Origin of the sequence: Dictyobacter kobayashii (genome assembly GCF_003967555.1) — a bacterium.
GTDB classification, from domain to species: Bacteria; Chloroflexota; Ktedonobacteria; order Ktedonobacterales; family Ktedonobacteraceae; genus Dictyobacter; species Dictyobacter kobayashii.
Genome location: NZ_BIFS01000001.1, coordinates 1,018,408 through 1,044,250 on the forward strand (window position 1 = coordinate 1,018,408; position 25,843 = coordinate 1,044,250).

Consider the following 25,843-nt stretch of genomic DNA (forward strand, 5'->3'; position numbering starts at 1 on the left):
CTCTAAATAGAGTGAGGGGAGATGCAGCCACGGCCGCATCTCCCCTCACTCTATTTATTACGGGCTCGCACTGGCGGCCCAAGCCTTCGCAGCAGACACTGCTGAAAAAACTATTGTACTGAACCCTCGTAGATGCCCATGATATTGCCCAGGAATTTGACGGCGTCATCGTGGCTACGCTGGAAGGAATTGCGTCCAATAATGGAGCCAAAACCACCACCATCGCGAATGGCACGAGCCTCATTGAAGACCTGGTCATCGCCAGCTGTCGCGCCACCGGAGAAGATGACGATACGGCGACCATTGAACGAGCTCTGAACCACGTGATGGACACGCTCGGCCAGTGTGGAGACAGGAACTTCGTACTTCTGATAGACTTTCTGTGCTTCGGCCAGCTCAACTTTAGCGGATGGCAATTTCACTTTGATGATGTCAGCACCCAGCTGGGCAGCGATCTGAGCCGCATAAGTGACTACGTCAATCGCGGTCTCGCCCTCTTTACTTAAAGAGCTACCACGAGGATAGGACCAGACAACTGTAGCCAGGCCAGCAGACTTGGCTTCCAGGGTCAGTTCACGCAGCTGCTCATACATATGAGTGCGCTCAGAAGATCCAGGATAAATAGTAAAGCCAACGGCCACACAACCCAGACGTAGCGCATCCTCTACACCCGATGTGACGGCAGAGATCGGATCTTTCTCGTCATTAAGCACATCGTGGTTATTGCATTTTAAAATCAGGGGAATATCGCCGGCAAACTCAGAAACGCCAGCCTCCAGAAAACCTAGAGGAGCGGCATAGGCGTTACAGCCAGCTTCAATCGCCAGCTGGAAGTGGTAGCGAGGATCATAACCAGCAGGATTAGGCGCAAAGCTACGTGCTGGACCGTGCTCAAAGCCCTGGTCTACTGGCAGAATAACCATTTTACCGGTTCCACCCAGACGACCATGATTGAGCATGCGAGCCAGATTTGTGCGAACGCCAGGATTTTCGCTGTCATACCAGCTTAAAATTTCTTTGATACGGTCTTTCATTTTTCTATTCCTTAACGTACTTTCCTTCGGGAACCTACCACAATCTCTGTGGTAGCATATATTCCATATTGTATCACGATGAATGTGGAACCCGTATGCACTTCTACACGTTATCCATCGTTTGTCAGCACCCGGCAATTTAGCCGGAACCTCGCGCGATCTAGTGTAACACAGAGGATAGACGCTCACAAGCATGAGCTATATACATAATTATGTCCAAAGATACGTTGAAAATACCCTGATGCTCATCACATTCATATCCTTGGGGATAGCCTGCCTCCATGACGGTTGTTACCCTCTCTATATTGATACGTTTGTATATCATGACACCAGGGAAAGGGATTTTTATCTCCCCTTGCCTAATGAATTATAAAACATTATGTATTATAAAAGGAGATAGATAGTATGGGCGGTAGCAGCTTCGATCTTATCGCACAAGAATTATTAAAACAACGAAATATTATGGAAGAGTTGGAGGCGGAAAATCGTAGGCTGCGTGAGCAACTTACCGACCTGCGCGCAGGTTACGGAGTCTTCCTTGAAATCAATGGTACGCGCATAGCTTTAGACACGTTACAGGCGGTGTCATCCAGTTCACCAGAACATATGACAGTAACCCAGGCACCACAAGCCTCTACGGTCAGCATGGAGCCACAGGAACAGGAATCACAGGAATCAGTAGAAGAGGAAGTGGCTCAACCCGTTGCTCAGCAACCCGGGTCAACCTCTCCATTACAACAGGCTGAGAAAAAAGAGACCGAGCAGCCCACATTTTTAGAAGAGATTATGCTAGACGAATTTGCTTCAGCACTGACCTCTCCTCATGCAGCCTTGCCAGCGCCTGAAAAGCAATCATCCCAGCCTTCAGAAGAGCAAAAAGCGCATCTGCGCCGTGAGCTGATGGGCAGTTTTCTACTCGAATAAGCCGCGAAAAAATTGGCAGGAGAAAGGTAGCCTTATCTTCCTCCCGCCAAATGAAATTCACTCCATCTTATAAAAAGCAATCGTCAACGCCGCCCGGACGCGGCTAGCTCTGCTGCCACTGGCTCAGCCACTCGAATGGATCAGTTGCAAGAAACTGCTTCACCTGTCAGGCAGCTTGCTCATACAATTCGATTGCCTGATATCAGGCAGGCTGTTTTGCACCTGCAACCGTCTTCACAACAAATTGTAGAGCTGGAGTCTGTTTGTATAAACCGATCGCAAACACGCTGTTCACCGTACCAGCTTTGAGTGTGGCTTGCACGGGAACAGTAGCTTTGGCCTGGACAGCAGTTACGTTGAAGGTAGAGGTTCCAGCTGGCACAGGTAGGTAGCCACTGGCATTCTTGTAATTTAAATTTGTAATGACCTGCTTTCCTCCAACTGAAACATTAACAGGGCCTGCATTGGGAGACAAGTGGTAGACACGTACTTTGGCGGCCGCTCCCCCCAAACTATTATCATCTGTGAAAGCCTGCAGCCCAAATCCCGTGGCTTTTGTGCCTACGGCTGCGATGGTATAGAAATCACCAGCTGTTACATTTACTGATTGCGTAATCACAGCGGCTCCGACACCTTTTCCAGTAGGCGCTACTTTCAAGGTATGCGTACCAGCTGGCACGGATACATAATCAGAAACAGTGCCATAAGCAAAATTCGTGAGTGCTTTATTGCCATCCACGAACACATCTACATTGCCCGCTCCTGGGGCTGCATGGGCAGCACGTACCGAGGCATTAGCAACGGGTACTGCGAATGCATTAGCCGACATAAACAGACATAAAATCAGCACACCTAACAGCAAAGGTACACGGATTCGCAAAAGATCTACAAACGATTTTTGTTTCATTACCACTCTCACCTCTTAAGTTACTGCCTGCAACCTTTCTTTATGCCCTTTTTCATGAGAGTTCATTAAAAATGATCACGAGGCAGCGCGATGAAGGAAAGTTTTCCCCCACTACAATACACATCTCTAACGCAAAACAGCTGACTTTATAGCAGAAGAACCAAACTTCCTGCTTAAAGTGCTACAGTCTAGTGACGTCTTGAACTGCTAAAAAGTATTACAAATTCATAACTTTTTGATTTTTTCATCTGGCTCAGCCAGACTCTAGTCGAGATTGAACAGTAAGCTCCTACTTCAGGTTTTGCTGGCAAAAAAGTCATGAAATGAAGCGTTGAAGAGATAAAACATGTAACCTGTTCAAATAGATACTGTTTGATACCCTATTTGGGTGTTCCTCACGTCGTTTCTTTAGGAGAAAAACAAAGAGTATATGTTCTGGCATTCTTATCTATGCCACTGTCTATCTTCTGACACGATGAGGAAAGGAGTAGTACCTATTCTCACATGGTGGTCACGGTGGGAACAATCAGCCGTCCCTCTTCTCTTAAGCCTGAACTGGAGCGGAACATTCTTTGGTCATGAAGATGAAGGGCCGACGCTCATGAACACTATTAGGAGTACAGGAGGCGTGCATGCAGCTCCTGGTCTTTTTGACTGGTATAGTGCTGGCACGAAAAAATTGTGAGACAACAAAGATCAGAAACACAATCAACGCCATCTGCCCGAGAAGATATAGAGACACCCGCGACATTCGATGCACAGGTATCAGAGGATGGCGCCTGGCAGGCGGAAATGGTGACCCGCTTTCTCGCTGGTGACGAGTATGCATTTACCCAGATCGTCGATCGTTATGGTTCTTTACTTTTACGCACAGCTTATTTATTAGTCCACGATGAAGAAACAGCCAGAGACATTGTTCAGGATTCATTTATTCTTGCCTGGAAAAATGTCTATAAATTGCGGGAACGCATATATTTACGGGCCTGGCTGCTTAAGATTGTAGTTAACCAGGCGACAAGCTTTAAAAGGCAAGTGGCCAGGCGTACAGCACTTTTCAAAGAACAATTTGTACAATATACGACAGACCAATCTGTTGAGGTGGCTGAGGCCCCAAGCACCAATATCGATGAGGCTCTCGATATGGCGCAGGCTATCAGCAAACTCCCCCTCAATCAGCGTAGCGTCCTGGTCCTTTTCTATTATCATAAAATGACTATGCCTGAGATTGCTGAGACATTAGGGGTTGCCGAGAATACCTTACGCAAACGTCTCCAGTCCGCCCACGAAAAGTTGCGTCGGGTCCTGCAATCAGAAGCGTCGTATTCACAGTTGTCTATGCAGTCAGCGGAATACCTACCAGCACCCATTAAATACAGGGGAGAAACACAATGAACGAACATGGCAGGGACGACCATGAGCCATCCTATCAAGAACGGCATGCAAATGTGACCACGGACAATGCTCTGGACGCACGCATTTCGCGCTTCTTGCATAAAGAAGCTGAAAAGATACACTTTACGCCCGAGCTACGTAATAGTATCTTACAAAAGGTACCCTCCAGGCGTCCGTTGCGTCGTAACCATATAACTTTTGCAGTGCTTGCCTCTGCCGCCGCCTTAATCCTGGCTTTAAGTAGTCTGACATATTTCGCGCTCCATCCAGCTACTCAGGCGGGAATTCACTATACATTGGGCAAGGAGATCTCGGTAGCACCTGAATTAGCTGATGGCGGTTTATTACTTTCACTAGATCCAACAGAGCAACATATTGTCTATCAACCAGCCAATCAGGTCGGTGTACTCTATACAGCGGACCTGGATGACCCGGTTCAAAGCAACGAGCTGGCTATGCGTTATGCTAGAGATATGGCCTGGGCTCCTGATGGGTCTGCACTGGTAGCGACTGTTACCCCTACGAATACGGTTCATCCCTTGCTGGCTCTGGTACCCAAGGGCCAATATATGCATTTACTCGGCCACAATAATGCATTGGCAGCTAATTGGTCACCAACGAATGCCAATGAGATCATGTTCGCACAACAACAGAATGGAAAGACACAATTGTGGTCCACCAACACATCTGGGGCACCAGCGACATTGCAGGTTTCGATGTCGGAGCCGTTACTGGTTCAGCATATGATCTGGTCCCCCAATGGCCACAATCTGGCTCTCGTTGTCTCTCAAAGCGGGGCCGTAACCCGGGAAAGCTTGAATGAGCCAGAGCGAGCTATTTATGTGATGGATCTCCAGAACAATAAACTGACTAGATTGGTTACTCCCGGTTCATTCACCATCGGGAATGTAGCCTGGTCTCCTGATGGCAACAAGCTAACATATGAACAGATCGCTGCCAATAAAAAAGTCATATTGCAAACTATCAATATGAGCCAACCGGATGAACAGACTAGCATTACACCTCAACATCAGCTGGCCGGTTGGAGCTGGTCAAGCGACAGTCGGGCACTGGTATACAGCGATGGTGGTAAACTGACCGCCTATGTCTTCCATGGTACTCCGATTGTTTTTCCTCAGACGCAACAACAGTTAACCTCGCCTTTCTGGCTGAAGAATGGTCAGATTCTCTGCATGCAGATTACTAATGGCAAAGGTAATTTGACCCTGCTGACACCACAAAAATAATGTTCTGGTCGGTTCGGACATAAGGGCCGAACCGACCAGAACATTATTTTTGTGATCTTGAATGCCATGTTTGCTTTCTACTTCATAGCTCGGGACTGCCCCAACAGGCGGTTTAGAATGTGAAGTCTACGGTTCCTGGATCAAAACCGTCGCCATCTTTTGTACCCAGCAGTAAGGTCATCGCATTAGCATCCTGAGGCACGAGAAATACTGCCGTGCCAGCTTGATTCTGCACATGAGCGGCAAGCGTAACTGGCATATCGGCCTGCTGAGGTTGTGTGGTCATTGCACCAGCTTTGACTTGCATATAATCAAACGGTGAGCCTGCAATTACCGACTGGGTGAGTGGATTGTTGACTTTAAAAGTCAGGGTTAGATAGCGCATACCTTTGGGAGCTTGCTGGCCATCCAGGCTCCATTGAGTGCTCGCCTGTGTCAACTGATAATCCAGACTCAAGTAGCCTGCGTCTTTGTTGAGGTCAATGCTTTTTGGTGCGTATTGGCCGACATCAGCATGCATCTTTAAGGGAATGTCCATGCGTGCTTCAGTGCTTGCCCCCAGTCGAAAAACAAGCTGGTCGGCCTTTATGCTGGCAGGAACCGCAAAATCCAGGTTGCTCACCTGCGTTTCTCCAGCAGCCAGTGTTGGATTGCTAGAAGCATAGAGCACAGGTACCTCCTTCCCACCCGGCAGTAAAACATGCGCAATATTCGGGTAGATCAAAGTGGTACTGTTCTTTCCTTTATTGGTAGCCTGCACATGTAACCGTACCATGCCATCTGAACGGGTAGCGGGATCATCCAAAAAGTTATTGGCCTGTTGGACATTCTGGAGCAGTATGTCAGTCCCAGCATAGTTGATGGTGGTCTGCAAATCACTGGTAGAGATGCTGGCCTGCGTAGCCTTACCAATACCGAGCAAAGGCAATATAAAATAGAGAGCAACCCCAAGGATGAGTAGTAATGCCAGCGCCAGTAGTAACAGACCAACCCATCCGGGACGGCGTCTGCGTGAACGAGCTGAGTACCTGGGCTGAGATGGTGCAAAATCATCTTCATCCTGTATAGGCCTGTTATCCAGGGGTTGAGCAGGGAAACGCTCTTGAAAAGCTGGTGCTGCCTGGTATTGGGGAGAAAACATATCAGCGTCATCGACGGCTGGTTGCGGCCGTGGAGAATAAATTTGTTGCGCACGCTCCGCAGGCGATTTAATAGACAAACCACAACGGGCGCAAAAACGCTGCCTGAGGTCCGTCTCAGCTCCGCAACGTGGACAATATCGGGGCGATGCCTGTGCCATAGCTATAACTGCTCCTTGCTGAAATCATTGCTTGCTCTTGCTTCTCATATTGTACAACACGCGCTATCAGGCAGAAACAGCATAGTTATATGGTCTGGCCGGTTGACTATTAAATCAACCGGCCAGAAAGCTCTTGATTACTGAGTGATGGTTCGATAAAAGTCGGCCAGGTTGGGAGTTCCCAATCCCGTTGTGTAATCCCAACCTCGTGCCGCGCGATAGTAGAGATTATCCCCCTGAGTAACATCATAGTAGGATCGACCGTTCTGCTTCGCGACATCATAGAATATCTGCGGTGAAGCATTAAACGACTTACCCTGCTTGAGCATACCTTGATGAACTAAGGCCATTCCAGCTGCCCAGATGGGTGATGCCGCGCTGGTGCCCCAACAGCTCCCCATTGTCCCTGATAATATACAGCCAATCCATAAGCCACGGCCGAGACATCAGGGATCTGGCGCTTACCATTGGAAAGATTATTCTTGACACCTGCCTGGTTCTGCCACGAAGGCTCACTAAAGACACGGCTCAAGCCACCACCGGTTCCCCAGCGATTCTTACAACTACCCTGATTAGAGCCATCCGACCAGGCCGTCTCACTGGCGCGATTTTGCCCCTGATCTATTTGTAGGACGGTTCCTCCCACAGCAACCGATGAAGGATCGCTAGCCGGGAAGCTGACTGAGAGATCTCCATAGTTCTGACTGGTAAAGGCACCACAGTCACCACTGGCCACAAACACATTCATGTGCTCGACCTGGGTCAGTTGGCGAATACTTTGATCAATTGCACGCATATCTTGCTGAGACATTTCACTCTCAGCCGCGCCAAGGCTGATGCTGACCGTGCCGCCGGAATTGGCATTATTGACATTGTCGTCTAGAATCTGCTGCATATCATTGACCAAGATTCACATTATTGCTTCGTTATTCACATTATTGCTCGTACCATCGGTCTGATAGACTTTGATATTCGCCGAACGTGCCAGGCCCGCAACCATCTGAATATCCAGGGTCGATTCGCCCAGTGTATCCTGTGGATGTCCATCTACATTGACCGGCGTCACATTCCCTTTAAAACTAATACAAGAGAGGTAATTCTGAATATCGCTTTTTAAAGAGCCATCGATCTCTACCAGGTTGATTGTCATATTTTCGCCGTGCAAGCCTTGATTCCACAATTGATCAAAGCCGTAAGCGTGGGCAATATCCCTGGGTAGCAGGGTCTGATCCTGTGGAGAACAATCCGCCGCTGGCTGGTGCGCTTTAGCGGGCGTTGCCGCTTGAAAAGATGCCTGGTGCGTAGGTTGCACACTATAATTATCCAACCCGGTTACCGCATCGATATAATTCAATAAGAATTGCGGCACCATGGGAGGCTTTTTAGCATCGGGAGCATAAAAGGTACGGCCATGATAGCTATGATTTACAAAGCTCGTTTGCAATAATTTCGCAAAGCTACTGGCTTTGGCGTCGATAGACATGTGGGTGCGCATCTTACTCAGTTTAAGCGAAATGCCCTGCGGACTAAAAAAATCTTTGAATTTCTGGTAGGTCCCATCGTCAATGCCGAACTGCTTGGCAAAATCTTCCAGATGTGAGGGCTTACCAGGCTCAACCTTTTGATCCTGCATTTTTTTCATCATGTTAGGGTCTATTTTAAATGTGACCCGTACATGAAGCACCGTTGAGCCCGCTAAGGGACCCGTAACTTTAGAGTTCATGGCATCAGCGGGAATACCCAGATCCAGTGGTGCCAGTTTCAATACATCGGTCGTTGGAGTTGTTCCACAACTTGCCAGCGGCATCATAACCAGGCAAAGCCCGATCAGGGCGGCCACTAGTTGACCGGGGCGCATAACATGTTTGCCCAAAAGCCAGCGCATAAACATATACCCCCAAAAGTAATTTAAAGAATAGCGGTATGAATACACAGTCATCGTCGATCTATGCAAAAAAGTGTTCAGAATATCTTTTTGTATCACGGCCCAGGACCGTAAAACAGTTCAGTATGCTGATTTTTCCCCTTCAGAAAAGGGCAATTTACCTTGCAAAGTGATATAATAAAGAGGTAATTGGAAAAAATATTCTATGCCAGTAGAGGATAAATAGGAAGAGAACGCATGCCAGCATTTAAAGTGGAAGCACCATTTGAACCAACTGGTGATCAGCCAGATGCAATTGCCCGGCTCACTGAAGGTATTCAGGAGGGGCAGAAATATCAAACATTACTCGGTGTGACTGGTAGTGGTAAAACATATACGGTAGCAAAAATTGTAGAACAGGTACAGAAACCTACCCTGGTACTGGCGCCAAATAAGACCCTGGCCGCACAGCTCTATAGCGAATATAAAGAGTTTTTCCCCAATAATGCGGTCGAATACTTTGTTTCATACTATGATTATTATCAGCCAGAAGCATACATCGCACGTACCGATACCTATGTGGAAAAAGAGAGTATGCTCAATGAGGAAATTGAGAAATTACGTCTGTCGGCAACACGGAGCCTGTTTGAGCGCCGTGATGTTTTGATTGTGGCCTCGGTATCCTGTATTTATGGTCTGGGTAGTCCAGATGAATATGGCGAGGTAGTAATGACGCTCAAAGTGGGTGAGGAGCGTCGTCGCGATAAGATTTTGCGCCACCTGACAGAGATCCAGTATGAGCGCAATGATGCAAACTTTATTCGTGGTCGCTTCCGCGTACGCGGTGATGTTTTGGAGATCTTTCCCGCCTATGAAGATGTCGCGGTACGTATCGAGTTCTTCGGCGATGAAATTGAGCGCATGACGGATATCGATCCTCTGACCGGTGAGATTCTCAATCAGCGCATGCGGCTGGACATTTATCCCGCCAAACACTGGGTAACCACACGTGAACGGCTGTTTAAGTCCATCGAATTGATCGAAGCTGAGTTGGAAGAGCGCCTGAAAGTGTTAGAGGCCGAAGGTAAACTGCTGGAGGCGGCCCGCTTAAAACAGCGTACGAACTTTGATATGGAGATGCTACGCGAGACAGGTTTCTGTTCTGGTGTTGAGAACTATTCGCGCCACCTGGCCGGCCGTGGTCCTGGAGAACAGCCATGGACGCTGCTGGACTATCTCCCCGATGACTATCTGCTGGTCGTGGATGAGTCGCACGTTGCCCTGCCTCAGGTGCGTGGCATGTTTGCCGGTGACCGATCACGCAAACAGGTGCTGGTAGACTACGGCTTCCGCCTACCATCAGCAATGGACAATCGTCCGTTGACCTTCAATGAGTTTGAAGGCCAGTTAAACCAGGCCCTGTTTGTATCAGCGACACCTGGACCTTATGAATATGAACATAGCCAGGCAATCGTCGAACAGTTGATTCGACCAACGGGCTTGATAGATCCAGAAATCAGTGTGCGGCCTACAAAAGGACAGATCGATGATCTGCTAGATGAGATCCGCCTCCGGGTTAGCAAGGGACAGCGCGTCCTGGTGACAACACTGACCAAGAAGATGGCCGAAGATCTTGCTGACTATATGCAAGAGCTCAATATCAAAGTACATTATCTCCACTCAGAAATCGACACCATTGAGCGTATCGAGATTCTGCGCGACCTGCGCCTGGGTGTCTATGATGTGGTGGTCGGTATCAATCTCTTGCGCGAAGGACTTGATCTGCCCGAGGTGTCCCTGGTAGCGATTCTGGATGCTGATAAGGAAGGCTTCTTACGTTCCGAGGGTTCGTTGATTCAGATGATTGGCCGTGCCGCCCGTCACGTAGAGGGCAGCGTCATTATGTACGCCGACCGCACCACTGGCTCAATGCAACGAGCCATCGATGAGACCAATCGTCGTCGAAAATTACAGCTCACCTACAATGAAGAGCACAACATTACGCCTAGAGGCATCCATAAAGAGGTTAAGACGCTTTCAGAGCGCATCAAAGCTATGAGTGGTGCCAACAATGAGAATGACGGCAAGAGTCCTGCCGTTGCGCTGGCTGGTATACCAAAGGATGAAGCAGTGCGCTTGATCAAAGATCTGGAATCCCAGATGCGTGCCGCTGCCAAACAATTGGAGTTTGAGAAAGCCGGCCAGCTCCGTGACCAGATCATTGAACTGCGCCGCTCGCTGGTCGAATAACCAACCCGACACAAAAAAGAGGAGCCGCATTCAGGCTCCTCTTTTTCGCGCCCCTAAAACTGCTTTTTTCTTCCACTTCCCCTCTATCCAAATAGAATACTATAAAAGCGAGCATTACCTAAAACCAGAGGAGTATTTACAATGACCAACAACACAAACAATCCAGCAGGAAACTACGCCGCAGTAAACGGCATCAACCTTTACTACGAAATCCATGGCACAGGTGAACCATTAATCATGCTGCACGGCGGCTTTGGCACCTTTGATATGTTCGCGGCACTCTCTCCCGCACTTATGCGCGATCATCAAGTCATAGGTGTCGATCTTTATGGGCATGGACGCACAGCCATCACGGACCGCGCCATCGACTTTGAGCAGATGGGTGACGATATTGCAAGCCTCATCCAACATCTCGGACTCGAGAAAGCCGATGTCCTGGGCTACTCTCTTGGTGGAGCGGTGGCTCTCCAGACCGCCATTCGCCATCCAGAACGCGTCAACAAGCTCGTGCTCATCTCTGCTCCTTTCAAACATACAGGCTGGCATTCTGAAACGCAGACAGGCATGTCCTCCATAGCCCTGAGTTCTTCATTGGCACTCCTGTACATGAAGCCTATATAAGCGTTGCGCCAAGACCAGATGATTTTACTACCCTTGTGGCCAAAATGAAGCATGGCATGAGCCAGGATTATGATTGGACAGAGCAGGTCGTAGCCTTGAAACCTCCTACGTTAATTGTCACCGGCGACTCTGACGCTCTTCCTCCCACCCATGCAGTAGAGTTTTTCACTCTCCTTGGCGGTGGTTTGCAGGATGCTGGCTGGAATGGTGAAAATCTCATTTCGTCCCAACTCGCCATCTTGCCTGGCACTACCCATTACAATATTGTTTTCCGTCCCGATCTTCTGCTACCCGTCCTCACTCCATTCCTGGCAAAAAAGCAAACGCCGAACCAATAATATCTGACTGCATAGGATGCTATTAGAAACCATCTGGTGAGGGTTCCGGTCTACCCTCTCCCCACCAGATGTTAGCATAAATATCACACTGACTCCACTCTACAGATTCCCGCGAAAAGACAAGGCTTGCCCTAATACATATATAACTCCCTTCTACATATTTCATTGGCTAACTTTCCCCTTAACGCTCAAAATAACAATTTATGCTAAAAAGAAATGTGAACATATTTCAGAAGCTGTATACCTATAGAGCAACTAAACATTAGGTGCTTTTGATCGCATTTTAAATCAAATTTTACCTTCATATAAAAGGCCTCATTACAACACTATTACTAGAATACCGCCCCACAGAAACAATTCGACATTAGATAAATACGGTCTGTGTAAAAAACATAAAAAAGATACCTCCTGATCCTCCCTTTATTCATACAAACGTTGTGCGCAACCGGCAAAAATCGGGTATAGTATAGTGTGTTTGCTGAACACGATTATAGAAAGGACCGTAAAAATAGAATGACTCATCACCATGACGCTTCTAAAGAAGAACATAACAGCGCATTATTGAGTGGCGCCCAGATCCTACCCCGCCGTGTCCGCCCGAATATGACGGTAGCGGAGCTGATCGATGAGCAATTTCAAGCCTATAATGGAGCTCGCCTGAATGAGGCGGCCCGCGTCTACGCAGAACGTATGCTGGACCCTGAGCAGGATGTAACTATTGGTCTTACCATGGCCGGAGCCCTGACGCCCGCTGGCCTGGGCGGCTGCGTATTGACATTGATGGAGTATGGCTTTGTAGATTTCATCGTCAGTACAGGTGCCAATCTTTACCACGATATGCATCATGCGCTGGCGATGTCCTTACATCGTGGCGATTTCCGGCTGGACGATGTTAAATTGCAGGAAGAAGGGGTGATTCGTATTTATGATATCCTCTTCAATGACCAGGTCTTGCTGGATACAGATGCCTTCGTGCGCGAGAGCCTGCGCAGCCTGCCTAATCACCCAATCTCAACCTCAGAACTACACTATCACCTGGGGCAACAATTGCTTAAAGCAGGGGTCAAGCCTGAATACTCTGTACTGGCCCAGGCGGCAGCCTGGAATGTGCCGATTTATACTTCTTCCCCGGGCGATTCTTCCATTGGCATGAACGTGGCCCGCAATGCACTTGATGGTAGTCAACTCACGCTCGATCCGCTGGCAGACGTAAATGAGACAACCGCAATCGTCCATCATGCCACACGGAATGGTGTGATTATCCTTGGTGGCGGCAGTCCAAAGAATTTCTACCTGCAAACACAACCCCAATTATGGGAAGTACTGGGCATCCAAAAAGGCGGTCATGATTACTTCATTCAAATTACCGCTGATGCGCCTCACTGGGGTGGACTCTCTGGTGCAACGCCTTCAGAGGCCGTTTCATGGGGTAAAATCAAACCCGATCAGCTCAACGATACGGTGGTGGTTTATGGAGATTCTACTATTGCTCTACCACTGCTTACCGCCTACGCGGTGAGCAAGGCGCAGCCACGACCACGTCGGGAACTGTTCGCAAAACGACATGAGATGCTTACTGAATTAAAAGAAGCCTATGAAACAGGTAAAAAAACCCGGCCATAAGCTAACTTCCATCTAATGCATAGCAGAGCTCTTGTTTAGGTGGAGCACTAAATGGTATTTAGGTTGACAGCTAAATGCCATTTAGGTTGATTGCTTACTGGCCATTAGGTAGAAAACCATTGCTAATTAGGTAAAAATTTCGCAATTTCCTGAGCATTAGCTTGACAACCTAATGTATAATATCAACCAGTGTGCAGAAAATGTAGCGCACAGTTAAATTGCAGGCATAGCCCTTACGATGGTAGCCATAAACCTGCACAATTGGAACATATTAGGAGGAAAATGCGATGCTGGTCCACTTGATGCTGGAACTCTACAATATTGACCGGAATATCCTGAGTGATGAGGCTTTGCTGCGTCGCACACTCAGTGAATTGCCAGAGCGTGTTGCGATGGAAAAAGTTAGCCCTGTCCATCTGTATGATATTGAAACCTCAAACCCTCTTGACGCTGGCATGTCTGGTTTTGTTGTTATTGCCCAGAGTCACGTTAGCCTCCATGCATGGCCTGAGTATGGGGAAGTTGATATCGACATCTGTTCCTGCAAAGAGTTCAGTCAGGAAGATGCAATCGCCTTTGCTAAAGAGATTTTCCAGACAGACGATGTTGAGGCTCATTTCGTTGTTCGAGCTACCCGCTCACTACGTCCTGAAGAGCCAGATCCAGTGCGCTATGAGCAGGCGATGGAAGCACGCCGCTTAGCGAAACTGGGGGTGCGCTAAGGGCAATAAGAGAAAAGCGAAGTGTAACTTCGCGTTCCTATCTCCCGACGCCGGAGGGTGAGGTGCCTGCCATTCAAAAAGAGGAAGGCACCTCACTTTTTTTTGTTTTCTTTTGTGGCTGAGAATGCTACAATGCATATATCGTCCACTGAGTGGGTTTGAAAACCAGGCGTTTCGTGCCTGTAGCCCTGACGGTTCGCGCCTGCGGCGCTCAAAAATTCATTGGGTGTTGCGAGATGTGCGCGGCGCGCACATCTCGCAACACCCAATGAGAATACATACACACTCAATAAAATCTAGAGATAATAATAATTAATAAGGAACTGTTTTCAATGGAAGATGGGTTGATCAGTCAGTTTGGGGCACCCGATGCTCCTCATTGTGATCCTGAGACGGCACGTATCGCGATTATTCCGGCTCCGCTAGAATATAGCGTTTGCTATATGGAGGGGACACGCATGGGCCCACAGGCGATTTTGAATGCTTCTAGCCAGATGGAGCTCTATGATGAGGAGCTTGATTGCTGTCCAATCGAGGCGGGCGTGTATACATATCCAGTTCTTGATTATACTGATATGGATCATGCCACGGCATTGCAGGTAACGGGAGACGCGGTGCGGCAAGCACTGGCACACGGCCAGATACCTCTTACCCTGGGTGGAGAACATTCTCTGTCAGCCCCGGTGATTGCGGCGGTGCATGAGCAATATCCAGATCTCACGGTAGTACATATCGATGCGCACGGCGATCTGCGCGACGAATATGAGGGCACCCCTTTGTCGCATGCATCCATTGAGCGCCGCGTAGTAGATATGGGCATTCCACTGCTAGAGATTGGTATACGCAGCTTCAGTCCTGAAGAGGCGGCATTCATGAAGACGAAACCCAATGTGGAAGTAGTCTGGGCCTATCAGATTGCAAAGGGTCTGGCCCGTATTCCATGGGAGCACCTGGGCAAGCATACCTATGTGACGATCGACCTGGATGCAATCGACCCAGCGAAATGCCTGCCGTAGGCACACCAGAACCCGGAGGATTAAGCTGGTATCAGATCCTCGACCTCTTCCAGGAGATCTGTCGGCGTACCACGATTGTCGGCATGGACGTGGTCGAGCTCTGCCCAATGGAAGGCCAGACGCGCGCTGATTTTCTGGCTGCCAAGCTGGCCTACAAAATGATTGGCTACCGCCTGTTTAAAAATTAAGCACTATATATTGGTTATATATGTAATACGGGATACGCGCCTCGAGGCGCGTATCCCGTATTACATATATAACTGCTCAGGCGCGCCAACGCACGTATACAAGAAAAAAACACTACCATATGTGTGGTTTGATAGCTCTCTTATAATGAAACTGCAATTAAGAGATCCCAAAAATACAGTCGCTCATGTTGCTCTATGATAGTTGCATAGCCATGCCTGGGAGCATAATAGTGCATAGTTTGAACAAGATTATATACCCCACAAAACAGAGGATCATTTTTTTCTCTCTCCTCTTCTGCTATCTCCTTGTTGCCAGCCTGCTAGTGATGGGATGCAGCACTTCCACAGCTACTCATCAGCAAACGCTTGAGAGTGCCTCCTCCCAGACTATCACGTATAGCACTAATCCCATGACGTGATTATACGTACATTTTATGGTGGTGGCTTATATGGTTCGCTGTCTTTTAGTCCCCAGCTTAGCATCTATGGCGATGGGACATATATAATAGGGGTTGAGCGGCAGGGAAGTTGGATGACGATCAGCTCCAGCATCTCTTAAACGCGCTTATTAATACGTATGGATTGCTGGCATTGAAACGTCAGTCATTCTCAGATCTGCCCGATCAAAATGTGACGTTGCTGGATTTGACGGTCAATGGCCAGGTTCATGAAATAGCCTATGGAACCTTTGGGAATCATCCACAATCGCCCGAGGATATGTCAGCATACCAGCAAGTAGGGCTGGCAATTACACAGATCGTGAATACGCTCACAGGACCATCGCAAGCCTATCATGCCTCGGCAGCAGCCTTATTGGTGCGCAGAGCCCCCTCTTATGATCGCGTACAAACCAGCATGGCCTGGAAAGATACGACCTTTACACTGGCCCAGGCGGCACAGTTTGAATGTGGCTCCCCTCCCGAAGATATTGACCCCAATAAAGAGTCCGCCTGTTTAAAATATACCATTCCGAAACAGGCCATCATATTAAAGAAGGCCCAATGGCAAGGCTTGCAGAAAGAACTGGGACAACAGAGCAAGGCTACTTTTATAGAGCATAATCATTATTATGAAGTTCGTCTCAGACCGCTGCTACCAGATGAAATTGATAGCCATAAACTAGCAATCTTTGGGAGCGCACAGAGCAATTATAAAAGCGTTCCGCTACATGCGGCGCCCTTGCCCGCTGTTCCAGCATAGACGTCCCAATCTTTTTGTATGTGTGGTGGCAGAAAATGCGCGGCCGCGCATTTTCTGCCACCACACATACAAATTTTTGAGCGCAAAAGGCGCGAACCGTCAGGGGCCGCAGGCACAAACCACATGCGTTTCAGACACGCTCAGTGCGAGCGCCTGACCTGAAAAAAAGCTCCCATTTTTGCTGTCATAGCCCTTCACAGCACGAGAAGTGAGCCTGGACAGAGTGGTGGACAGAACAGAAGTTGTGGTATACTAACAGGGACGCATCCCATAAAACCTGGCATAGCGGAGCGCAACGCGTCAAAGATATCAGAGTAGGTGCGGAACGACCGATGGGAGGAAGATTCCAACAAGATCTTACTGATCTGTCCACTACTTATAGTTAAGTACATCCCCAATATGGCATGCCATTCAATCGTCTGAGCGAAGTCGCCTGGGTGGCTGACAGGTCTGCCAGAGTTAGATCCGCTGCAGTAACTGCGAAGGAGCAGCAGGGCTAACCACATTTGAGCGGCATTGACGATTGCTTCTAATAGCATGACATTAATCAGATGAGCAAGGGCGCTGACGATGGTAAAGAAGGATGCAATGCATCTTCTATAGAGCTCATCTAACAACACGTAGCAAGGTGCCTGGCTCGCCGCACATGCGGCATTTCTGATTGCTTTTAACAAAGCCTGACTTTGAAAGGAAACATGACCAGAGAATTCAATAAGCAGAGACGAGATGGCTCACGTCCGCCATTTCGTGATTCATCCTCCAGCCGATATAGTGACGAGCGATCTTCACGTCCAGCTCGGCCTCGCCTCAACCGAGAAATGGTAGATCGCGCCTGGGAGAATGGTGCCACACGGACACACGCGGATTACCATCCACGCAGTTCTAATGGCTCTTCACAGTCCCCCGCAATAACTGGCGCAACAATAATCGCTCTAGCGACAATTCCTCCCAACAGACACAGGGCAACCGCAGACCCTATGGCCAGCAGCGCCAGGGCAACTACGAGCATGGGAATTCACAGCGCTCTGAGCGCCCATATGGAAATCAACAGGGCCCGCGCTCCCGGTCCTTCAATTCCAATAATCGCTACGATGACGCCGGATCTGAGCGACCAGGTTATGGCGGCAATCGCCGTAGCTACAATGATGCCGGGTCTGAGAGGCCAGGTTATGGCGGCAATCGCCGTAGCTACAATGACGCCGGATCTGAGAGGCCAGGTTATGGTGGTGGTAATCGCCGTAGCTATAATGATGCCGGCCCTGAGCGACCAGGCTATGGCAATCGCCGCGGCACTGGCGACGCCCCCAATCCACGCAGTCGCCAGGGGAGTAGACCGCCACAAGATCGTGGCAACGCATCCCGTGGGGAAAAAGGAACCTTTGCTCCGGGTACACGTGGGAGTGCACGCCATGAGCGGCCAGAACGTGATTTCCGCGGGCGCCCCCCGCGCCGTGATTTTCGCCCACGTGATGAAGTCAAGCGTCCACCCAATCCTCGCTGGCTAAGCCGCCCTGAAGTACGGCAGGCCCGCGATGAGCAGCGCCAAAAAGAATATATGGAGCAATTTGAGGGCGATTACGAGCAGTTCGATCAGGGTGAAGCGCCACAGGTCGAAGCGCCGCAGGTCGAAGAGCCAAGAAAGCGCGCACCTCGCAATCCTCGAGCTCGCTATGAGCAACCCGAAGAAAAGCACGTTACCCGGCTTCCCAATGGACGTGTTTTGAAGGGTTCACGACCAGAACAGCGCAAAAATGCCCAGTTCTGGACCGAGATCGACGAAAATGCAGATAAGCTGGTTGAACAGATCACTGTGGAAGAAGATATCTCCTCAGAAGAGTCGCCTTCCAGAGCCAGCAGATCGACATCCGCCAACCGAGGACCACGCCGTCCAGCCACACCACGTGGCAGAAAAGGACAGAAGTCGGCCCCCAGCTCCAGTGGCCCCAAGCCTTCACAAAAGGGCTTTAAGTGGCCATCACAACAAGAGTAACCATTGGCGATCTTTTAAATTCAAGGATGTGTCCAGTCTAAGCACTGGGCACATTTTGTGAACAGTCGTTTTAGCACAACAGCAGCGATGAGTACCAAACTAGAAGGTACCGGAGTAGCTAGCATGTCTTATCCAAGCTATCTCAATCTCTATGAGACAGGTGAATTAGCAGAACGGGCCGCGGCAGCCTGGGAGGTCTTGCGCAATTGCACGATCTGCCCTCAGAACTGCCATTGCGACCGCACTGCCGGAAAAACAGGAGTCTGTCATTCGGGAACGGAAGCGATTGTGGCTTCCTGGAATGTCCATCGCCGTGAAGAGCCTCCAATCAGTGGTACACGCGGAGCCGGTACAATCTTTTTCGGCTATTGTCAGGCACGCTGCACCTATTGCCAGAATTTTTCACTCAGCCAGGGTGGCCTGGGTCATCGTGTCGGCCCCGCGCGCCTGGCCGATATGATGCTCTACTTGCAGAAGAAGCGCTGCCACAATCTGGACCTGGTCACGCCAACTCATTTTGTGCCCCAGATTCTGGCGGCCCTGGTAATTGCCTGCGAGAAGGGGTTACGTCTACCCCTTGTCTATAACTGCGCAGGTTATGAAAACCTGGAAACGCTGAAATTGTTGGATGGCGTGGTAGATATCTATCTGCCAGATGCCAAATATTCCGATAATAAAAATGCGTTGCGGACCTCTAAGATGCCTCGTTATGTAGACCATAATCAGGTAGCCCTGAGAGAGATGTATCGCCAGGTGGGTCCTCTTCAAGTAGACGATGAGGGCATCGCAAGACGAGGTCTGCTGATTCGACACCTTGTCATGCCTGAAGATGTCTCAGGGACTCGCGACGTTCTGCGCTGGATCGCAGAAGAACTGGGACCTGATACCCCAATCAGCCTGATGGATCAATATTTTCCAGCCTGGAAGGCGGTTAATGATCCTGTTCTCAATCGCCGTTTGTCCTGGGCGGAATACAAAACAGCCCTGGATGCGCTTGATGAATTCAACCTGACTGCAGGCTTTGTCCAGGAGGATCTGGTTGAGGTAGATATGACTTCTGATACGTAATAATGAGAAGGGACAATTCTGGATGACCATCAATTGATAATCCAGAATTGCCCTATCCCACAATGGACCAGGCACGTTATAATCTGTAGGGAAAACTACATATCTCAAGCTGAGAAAAGTGGTTAAAATTAGTAAGGATCCGGCAAATTACGTATATTTTCTACTTAACTTGTTGGATGACACCTAGTGACGTGCCAGAAGACATGCAAAATGGAGAACCTTTATGAACACTACGGCCACGTTGAGCCGAATATTCGCAGGCATCCAGCCCGAACTTGATCAAGTGGATGCCCTCTTTCAAGAAAGAGCAACGTCTGGACTGGCGATCCTCAATTCTGCTTCGATGCACGCGCTTGCTTCTCCCGGCAAACGCCTGCGAACAGCGTTGACTTTGCTTGCGGGAAAACTTAATCATTATGACTTTGGAAAGCTATTGCAGTTAAGTGTCGCCTTTGAAATGGTTCATCTGGCAACGCTGATCCACGATGATATCATTGATGAAGCCGCTACTCGACGCGGCAATCCAACGGTCAATGCATTATGGGGAGATAAAATTGCCATCCTCCTGGGCGATTATTATCTGGCCAAAACTTCAGGCCTGATTGCAGAGATCGAGAATCCACGTATTGATCATCTGTTCGCAGATACGGTCGCGACAGTGTGTGAAGGTACTATTATGGAGATGATGACCTCTGGTCGTGCCGATCTGACGGTCGAAACATACTTTGAAAAGATTAAGAATAAGACCGCGTGCCTGATTGCAGCTTGTTCTAAGGGTGGAGCTATCCTGAGTGACGCCACTGATGAGCAGGTTGAGTTTCTGCATTCCTATGGCTTAAATCTGGGCATTGCCTTTCAAATCATTGATGATATTCTTGACTATACCGAAGATCAATCCACCATTGGGAAGCCAGCCGGTAACGATCTGCGCCAGGGCATGGTGACCTTACCACTGATCTTTGCCCTCCAGGAAGCTTCTCAGAATGGGCATCAGCAACAGGTGCAGGCCCTGCTCAATAGTGACGAGCATAATGAAAAAGATATTCTAGAAGTAGTGGATTGGGTTACCCATGGCTATGGTGTTGATCTATCCCTGCAAGAAGCGCATAATTATGCCAATAAGGCCCGCGAGGCCCTCTATCATTTTCCAGCCTCGTCCGATCGCGATGTGCTGGACGAACTGATCGACTTTGTGATCAGTCGCAGACGTTAGTGGAATTATTAAAAGTATGAAAACAAATTTCGTCTTAGAAGAAAAATTTCGTGAAGTCGGGGGCAAACGTCCTTATGTACAACGCCTGTTTGGACGTATTGCCGGCATCTATGATCTGATGAATAGGCTTATGAGCCTGGGGTTAGATGGTTACTGGCGCCGCCGGGCCGCTCGCTATCTGGCACTGGCTACTGGTGAGACCGGGCTGGACCTGGGGGCAGGTACGGCCGATCTATCGATCTCGGTCATCAAACATTCTGGTTCTGGCACTAGAATGATCGGGATGGATATTACACCTGAAATGCTGGATGAGGGTCGCCGTAAACTGGTGCGCATGGGATTGCAAGATCGCATTGATTTGCGGGTCGGAGATGCGGAGCATATCGATCTTCCTGACAATAGCGTCGATGGCTGCTGTTCCGCGTTTATGGTGCGCAATCTGGCCGATATTCGCCAGGGTTTCCGTGAGATGTTACGCGTCGTCCGCCCTGGTGGTCGCGTCGTCTGCCTGGAGATCAGCCATCCTCCTGGTAAGTTCTTTGGCACCCTTTTCTACCTCTACTTCTACAAACTGGCTCCTCTCTTTGGAACCATTATTGGTAAAGCATTTGAGGAATATAATTATCTGCCAAATTCTCTTACCACCTTCCCCAAAGCCCCTGCTTTACAGGACATTATGGAAGAAGTAGGTTGGAGTGATGTTCGCTATTATTACCTTAACGGTGGCATTGTTGCCATTCATGTGGGTACCAAAGCTGAATAAATACGTTAGATCGAATGGAGATTGCTAGCATTCTTGTTATATCCAGACTGGATATCTCCCATCTATCCTCTCCATTCGATTTATTGCTTGCTTAACCCCGCTTGCGTCCAATCGACACCATATCCCCAAAAAACCTTCCAGTGATTTGGCCAGGTCATGAAGCTGGGCCGCTTCCACCATCGAGACTTCGTGTCCCGCTCGAGCCACCCGATAAAGTAATTGGACGGCCGCGTGTCTGGTAGCCGCTGCCTCGCCGGTCGGTGCGCCCAGGAGCGAAGCACGCATCGCATCAACATTGGCGTTAACTTGCTCCAACTCAGAAACATCGATAAAACCCGCCGGCCTGGGAATCGATCCCTGCCCCGGCCCGTGGCTGGTCTCCCACTGCCGTCGCGCCCGCTTTCCTGCCGCGCAATAACAAAAACGTGGTTGCTCCTCATCTGAGCTCAATAAACCACTATCATCACAAATTGGACAAATTGGCATCGCTGCTCTCTCCTTGCTCATCCCAAATTGCTTGCTAAGTCCTTCTAACTATATCATATGACCTTGCAATCGCGTGTGCACAGCAGGAGAGAAGCATGCCAGATACGTTTAAGAGAGACATTGGCGGCCGCTCAGATAGTCCTTAAGCATAGACTCACAGTCAAAGGCCATATGGCCCAGAACAGCCTCAGGTTGACGCCAGCAGGCCTTCCCCTCACCAGAGTTATGTTCGCTTCCTCCCTGGATATAGCCGCGATAAGCAATTGAGACGGCGCGGAAACGAGGATCGCGATCCACAGATGAGTAAACACCAACAATGCCCGTAATGGCTACGTCGTAACCCGTCTCTTCACTGGCCTCACGCCGTACGCATTCTTCCAGTGTCTCTTTATAGCGCACAATACCACCTGGAATGGTATATCCCATTCCATCGCTACGGTCCACCAGCAAAACATCCCCATCTTTTTCGATGATGACGCAGGCACTGAGGATAGGCGAAATCTGTCCTAGCGTCAGAAGAGCAATCAGCCGAAAAATAATACCAGCCAGTAAACCTTTAAGCTTCTCTTTCATGCGTATCCTCTTCTTTATCATCTGGCGCTTGCTCCGCCTTGCCCTCAGTAGCTTGAGCATGTAACAAGGCAACGCGCTGCATAATTTGCGTAGCGACCTCTAAAAAAACCTTAGCCACAGGAGAATCCACCAGACTTACAACAATTGGGTAGCCCTTATCACCATTGGTTACGGCCACTGGATCTAAAGGGATACGGCCGAGCAGGGGCAGATCATCCAGCAGGGCACGGCGTTCATGGCTTTCGGGAAAGATCTCGACCATCTGTCCACAATGAGGACAGACCAGGCCTGACATATTTTGTACGACCCCAGAATCGGCACAGACATGCGCTGGAACATGGTGACAGCTTTAGCCGTATCAATACGCGCTATATCCTGGGGAGTCGTCACCAGGATTGCTCCGGTCAATTCAATTTCACGACAAAGGGTCGCCTGCGGCTCACTGGTACCGGGTGGAAGGTCGATAATCAGGTAATCTAGTTCCCCCCAATTAACGGAAAAAAGCAACTGGCGAATGAGCATACCAAGAGCATCTGGCATAGGAGCTACCGCCTGGTCTTCTCCGATAAAGAAGCCCACCGACATGATCTTGATCCCATAACGCAACAATGGCTGAATCTTTTTCTCATCAGACAGGTCCTTCCGTTCAGCTAACGGCAAAATAGCCTCGCTCTTAGCATCCGCCCGTTTACGCACTCCGACCATCATCGGAATGCTCGGCCCATAGGCATCCCCATCCAGCAGACCAACTCGTGCTCCCGCCCTGGCGAGAGATACAGCGAGATTCACACTCACGGTCGACTTGCCAACCCCACCCTTACCGCTGCCCACAACTAGAACAGCGCCAATATGCTCTAAGTGTTCACGTCGTGACTGTTGACGCATCGTCCCTCCCCAAAAATATGAAAACCTTGCCTATTCAAATGTTAGTATAAGAGTAATTTATGCATTTGACAAGCGTTCGCAACGAATAAAACAGCCACCCGCGTGCCAGCCAGGCTATATACTATATAATCATCACAGACGAGAAATGCTGCTCAGGTAGGGTGTTGAAGTTGGACGTGGTGAAAACGTGGCTGAATGTAGATCAACTAACTATATGAAGAGGTCAGCATATACTATATAATAAGAAAAAAGGATCGACAAACTCTACCCAACCTGATCAGCACTTTTTTAAGGGGAGACAATGTCAAACACAGAACAACCTCATTGTCCCGTTCTGGAAACGGGCCAGATTATACCAGCCTTTACGCTGCCTGGTGCCGATGGGATGCCACACGGCCCATGGGATTATAAACAACGCGATCATTTGTTGCTGCTCTTTATGCCCGGTAGTAAGAGCAATGAGGTACGCGATCTACTGCGCACCTATGCACAGCACTATGCAGAGTTCCGCGAGGAGCAGTGCGCGCTGCTGGCAATCACACCCGACCCCGTCTTTAGCAATCTACAGGCACAGAAAGATTTGCGCCTGCCTTTTGCATTGCTCTCAGATGCGCAGGGGAAAGTCATTGCACGCTACACACAATGGGATGCGGACACACATGCGCTTGCGCCCAGTATTGTGCTGGCCGATCGCTATAGCGCACTCTACCAACGCTGGATCGCGAACAGCATCGCAGACTTACCACTGATACAAGATTTGCTGGATAACCTGCAATATCTTAATAAGCTCTGTACTCCATAAAGGATGCCGTTTGTTATTTTCATGTACTCGCTCATGCCGATCTGGGGCCGCCTGCCTGTTCCAGCTATTTTTGTGTAACAGCAAGCCAAAACCAGGTGATATCTAGCTCCTAAAATATGAAAGGATAATCTATGACGCAGCAAAATACACCACAACCATCTGATTGGAATCTGGAAACACGCCTCGTCCATGGTGGCCGCAATAAAGTCCCGGGATCTACTACTGGTGGGCATCCAACTGTACGACCAATTTTTGCCAGTACAACCTATACACATGAAAATATTGAAGCTCTGGATCAGGCCTTTAGCGGCAAAACGCCAGATGGCGAACAGGCATATGTCTATGCTCGTCAGGGAAATCCTAATGCCTATGGCTTTGAGAGCGCGATGGCGCAGATTGAAGGTGGAGTAGGAGCGATTGCCTTTGGCTCTGGCATGGCCGCTATTCATGCCGCGTTACTGGCTGCGGGGTTGACAACCGGAACTAAAATTGTTGCCTCCAGGGACCTCTATGGGCCAACCATTACGCTCTTACGCAAACTATTCACTACGGTCGGCACCCAGTTAGTGTTGGCCGATTTTTGCCAGCCCGCGGTTTACGATCTGTTGCGCGACGAGGAGCCCGATGTTATTTATGTTGAGACTATCTCTAATCCATTGACCAGGATTGTGGACCTGGATGCGATCAGTACAGTCGCCAGGGAGATCGGTGCCGTCACGATCGTCGATAGCACGTTCAGCACTCCGTATCTGACCCGACCAATCGAGCATGGTTTTGACCTGGTGGTTCATAGCGCTACCAAATATATCAGCGGCCACGGCGATAGCACCGGTGGTATTGTAATCAGTGCCAAAAATACTTTGCTCAATCAGTTACGCGATTATAGCAATCTGCTCGGGCTATGTTAAGTCCCTTTGAGTCACATCTGATGCTGCGCGGCTTGCGCACGCTCTCCCTGCGTGTTGAGCGCCAGTGCGATAATGCTTTACAGGTTGCCCAATTTCTACAACGCCATCCGGCGGTCGCCCATGTGCACTATCCAGGCCTCACCAACCATCCCTCACACGAACTGGCCAGCAAGTTAATGGACCATGAACAATTTGGCGGCCTGCTCTCATTTGAGCTCAAGGATCAGTCTCGCGCAGCTGTATTTGACTTTATCAATAATCTCCAACTCTGCATCTCAGCCACCTCGCTGGGCGATGTCTTTACACTGGTAAGCTATCCGCCCATCTCATCCCACCGTACATTGAATGCCAAAGAGTTACAGGATATGGGCATCAGCGAGGGGTGCATCCGTTTATCTGTCGGTATTGAGCATGCTGACGATATCATCAAAGATCTGGAGCAGGCGCTCAACGCGTAATGGGTAATGTGTAATACATTATGCAACACGAAAAGAAGCAGGCGATTATATTGTTGCCTGCTTCTTTTTCT

General features: G+C 49.3%; 24 protein-coding genes and 3 pseudogenes. 17 read left to right on the forward strand and 10 right to left on the reverse strand.

Going from position 1 to position 25,843, the window contains the following annotated elements:
- Nucleotides 1-110: 110 nt before the first annotated feature.
- Entirely contained in the window at nt 111-1,034 is a 924-nt protein-coding gene (locus EL645_RS04500) for a class I fructose-bisphosphate aldolase (RefSeq protein WP_126548912.1), read from the reverse strand.
- A 405-nt stretch (nt 1,035-1,439) separates the two neighbouring features.
- Between EL645_RS04500 and EL645_RS04505 the strand changes: the two genes are divergently transcribed.
- Complete coding sequence (locus tag EL645_RS04505) at nt 1,440-1,958, forward strand: hypothetical protein (RefSeq protein WP_126548913.1); 519 nt, start codon at nt 1,440-1,442, stop codon at nt 1,956-1,958.
- A gap of 202 nt (nt 1,959-2,160) precedes the next feature.
- Here EL645_RS04505 and EL645_RS04510 read toward each other — a convergent pair whose 3' ends face one another.
- A complete protein-coding gene (locus EL645_RS04510; protein WP_126548914.1) occupies nt 2,161-2,865 on the reverse strand; it encodes a DUF4397 domain-containing protein in 705 nt (234 codons plus the stop codon).
- Between the two features lie 681 nt (nt 2,866-3,546).
- Here EL645_RS04510 and EL645_RS04515 point away from each other — a divergent pair.
- Together EL645_RS04515 and EL645_RS04520 are read left to right on the forward strand one after the other, a co-directional pair.
- Complete coding sequence (locus tag EL645_RS04515; RefSeq protein WP_126548915.1) at nt 3,547-4,257, forward strand: RNA polymerase sigma factor; 711 nt, start codon at nt 3,547-3,549, stop codon at nt 4,255-4,257.
- The gene (locus EL645_RS04520; RefSeq protein WP_126548916.1) at nt 4,254-5,504 is read left to right on the forward strand and encodes a PD40 domain-containing protein; all 1,251 of its coding nucleotides are present in this window, start codon (nt 4,254-4,256) and stop codon (nt 5,502-5,504) included. The genes EL645_RS04515 and EL645_RS04520 overlap by 4 nt, the downstream gene beginning before the upstream one ends.
- 112 nt (nt 5,505-5,616) lie before the next feature.
- Here EL645_RS04520 and EL645_RS04525 read toward each other — a convergent pair whose 3' ends face one another.
- The 4 genes from EL645_RS04525 to EL645_RS04540 all read right to left on the reverse strand — a co-directional run bounded on the left by EL645_RS04525 (nt 5,617) and on the right by EL645_RS04540 (nt 8,689).
- Nucleotides 5,617-6,804, reverse strand: coding sequence for a zinc ribbon domain-containing protein (locus EL645_RS04525; protein ID WP_126548917.1), 1,188 nt, complete (start codon nt 6,802-6,804; stop codon nt 5,617-5,619).
- Nucleotides 6,805-6,941: 137 nt separating this feature from the next.
- The gene (locus EL645_RS04530) at nt 6,942-7,154 is read right to left on the reverse strand and encodes a hypothetical protein (protein ID WP_126548918.1); all 213 of its coding nucleotides are present in this window, start codon (nt 7,152-7,154) and stop codon (nt 6,942-6,944) included.
- Nucleotides 7,145-7,711, reverse strand: coding sequence for a S8/S53 family peptidase (locus tag EL645_RS04535; protein WP_136625165.1), 567 nt, complete (start codon nt 7,709-7,711; stop codon nt 7,145-7,147). Before EL645_RS04535 ends, EL645_RS04530 begins: the two co-directional genes overlap by 10 nt.
- A 3-nt stretch (nt 7,712-7,714) precedes the next feature.
- Nucleotides 7,715-8,689, reverse strand: coding sequence for a protease pro-enzyme activation domain-containing protein (locus tag EL645_RS04540; RefSeq protein ID WP_161977107.1), 975 nt, complete (start codon nt 8,687-8,689; stop codon nt 7,715-7,717).
- Nucleotides 8,690-8,926: 237 nt separating this feature from the next.
- On the opposite strand from EL645_RS04540, the gene uvrB reads away from it, so the two are divergent.
- From uvrB to EL645_RS04575, 7 genes and pseudogenes are all read left to right on the forward strand, one after another.
- Entirely contained in the window at nt 8,927-10,918 is a 1,992-nt protein-coding gene (uvrB, locus tag EL645_RS04545; protein WP_126548921.1) for an excinuclease ABC subunit UvrB, read from the forward strand.
- A 141-nt stretch (nt 10,919-11,059) separates the two neighbouring features.
- Nucleotides 11,060-11,539 carry an alpha/beta fold hydrolase gene (locus EL645_RS40670; RefSeq protein ID WP_218031732.1) on the forward strand — a complete coding sequence of 160 codons (480 nt, stop codon included), beginning with the start codon at nt 11,060-11,062 and terminating at the stop codon, nt 11,537-11,539.
- A gap of 56 nt (nt 11,540-11,595) precedes the next feature.
- Nucleotides 11,596-11,877, forward strand: a complete 282-nt coding sequence (locus EL645_RS40675; RefSeq protein WP_218031733.1) for an alpha/beta fold hydrolase — start codon at nt 11,596-11,598, stop codon at nt 11,875-11,877.
- Nucleotides 11,878-12,390: 513 nt separating this feature from the next.
- Complete coding sequence (locus EL645_RS04555) at nt 12,391-13,500, forward strand: homospermidine biosynthesis protein (RefSeq protein ID WP_126548922.1); 1,110 nt, start codon at nt 12,391-12,393, stop codon at nt 13,498-13,500.
- A 287-nt stretch (nt 13,501-13,787) separates the two neighbouring features.
- Nucleotides 13,788-14,222, forward strand: a complete 435-nt coding sequence (locus EL645_RS04560; RefSeq protein WP_126548923.1) for an S-adenosylmethionine decarboxylase family protein — start codon at nt 13,788-13,790, stop codon at nt 14,220-14,222.
- A gap of 458 nt (nt 14,223-14,680) precedes the next feature.
- Nucleotides 14,681-15,426 (forward strand): annotated as a pseudogene (gene speB / locus EL645_RS04565) (agmatinase).
- Between the two features lie 528 nt (nt 15,427-15,954).
- A complete protein-coding gene (locus EL645_RS04575) occupies nt 15,955-16,626 on the forward strand; it encodes a hypothetical protein (RefSeq protein ID WP_126548926.1) in 672 nt (223 codons plus the stop codon).
- Between the two features lie 194 nt (nt 16,627-16,820).
- Here EL645_RS04575 and EL645_RS04580 read toward each other — a convergent pair whose 3' ends face one another.
- Nucleotides 16,821-17,246: a hypothetical protein gene (locus EL645_RS04580; protein WP_126548927.1), complete on the reverse strand. Its 426-nt coding sequence runs from the start codon at nt 17,244-17,246 to the stop codon at nt 16,821-16,823.
- Nucleotides 17,247-17,321: 75 nt separating this feature from the next.
- On the opposite strand from EL645_RS04580, the gene EL645_RS04585 reads away from it, so the two are divergent.
- The 5 genes from EL645_RS04585 (at nt 17,322) to EL645_RS04605 (ending at nt 21,660) form a co-directional block, all read left to right on the forward strand.
- Nucleotides 17,322-18,131, forward strand: coding sequence for a hypothetical protein (locus EL645_RS04585; RefSeq protein ID WP_126548928.1), 810 nt, complete (start codon nt 17,322-17,324; stop codon nt 18,129-18,131).
- Nucleotides 18,132-18,181: 50 nt separating this feature from the next.
- The gene (locus EL645_RS04590) at nt 18,182-18,616 is read left to right on the forward strand and encodes a hypothetical protein (RefSeq protein WP_126548929.1); all 435 of its coding nucleotides are present in this window, start codon (nt 18,182-18,184) and stop codon (nt 18,614-18,616) included.
- A gap of 123 nt (nt 18,617-18,739) precedes the next feature.
- The gene (locus EL645_RS04595) at nt 18,740-19,684 is read left to right on the forward strand and encodes a radical SAM protein (protein ID WP_126554027.1); all 945 of its coding nucleotides are present in this window, start codon (nt 18,740-18,742) and stop codon (nt 19,682-19,684) included.
- 223 nt (nt 19,685-19,907) lie between these two features.
- A complete protein-coding gene (locus EL645_RS04600) occupies nt 19,908-20,897 on the forward strand; it encodes a polyprenyl synthetase family protein (protein WP_126548930.1) in 990 nt (329 codons plus the stop codon).
- 16 nt (nt 20,898-20,913) lie between these two features.
- Complete coding sequence (locus tag EL645_RS04605) at nt 20,914-21,660, forward strand: ubiquinone/menaquinone biosynthesis methyltransferase (protein WP_126548931.1); 747 nt, start codon at nt 20,914-20,916, stop codon at nt 21,658-21,660.
- A gap of 36 nt (nt 21,661-21,696) precedes the next feature.
- Here the strand turns inward: EL645_RS04605 and EL645_RS04610 are convergent, their stop codons facing one another.
- From EL645_RS04610 to EL645_RS04625, 3 genes and pseudogenes are all read right to left on the reverse strand, one after another.
- Nucleotides 21,697-22,146: a hypothetical protein gene (locus tag EL645_RS04610; RefSeq protein ID WP_126548932.1), complete on the reverse strand. Its 450-nt coding sequence runs from the start codon at nt 22,144-22,146 to the stop codon at nt 21,697-21,699.
- 108 nt (nt 22,147-22,254) lie between these two features.
- Nucleotides 22,255-22,719, reverse strand: coding sequence for an NUDIX domain-containing protein (locus EL645_RS04615; RefSeq protein ID WP_161977109.1), 465 nt, complete (start codon nt 22,717-22,719; stop codon nt 22,255-22,257).
- A pseudogene (locus EL645_RS04625) lies at nt 22,703-23,604 on the reverse strand (Mrp/NBP35 family ATP-binding protein). The gene EL645_RS04615 and the pseudogene EL645_RS04625 overlap by 17 nt, the downstream one beginning before the upstream one ends.
- A gap of 301 nt (nt 23,605-23,905) precedes the next feature.
- On the opposite strand from EL645_RS04625, the gene EL645_RS04630 reads away from it, so the two are divergent.
- Both EL645_RS04630 and EL645_RS42385 read left to right on the forward strand, forming a co-directional pair.
- Entirely contained in the window at nt 23,906-24,406 is a 501-nt protein-coding gene (locus EL645_RS04630; protein ID WP_126548936.1) for a redoxin domain-containing protein, read from the forward strand.
- 131 nt (nt 24,407-24,537) lie between these two features.
- Nucleotides 24,538-25,772: pseudogene (locus tag EL645_RS42385) on the forward strand (trans-sulfuration enzyme family protein).
- The last annotated feature ends 71 nt before the right edge of the window (nt 25,773-25,843 follow it).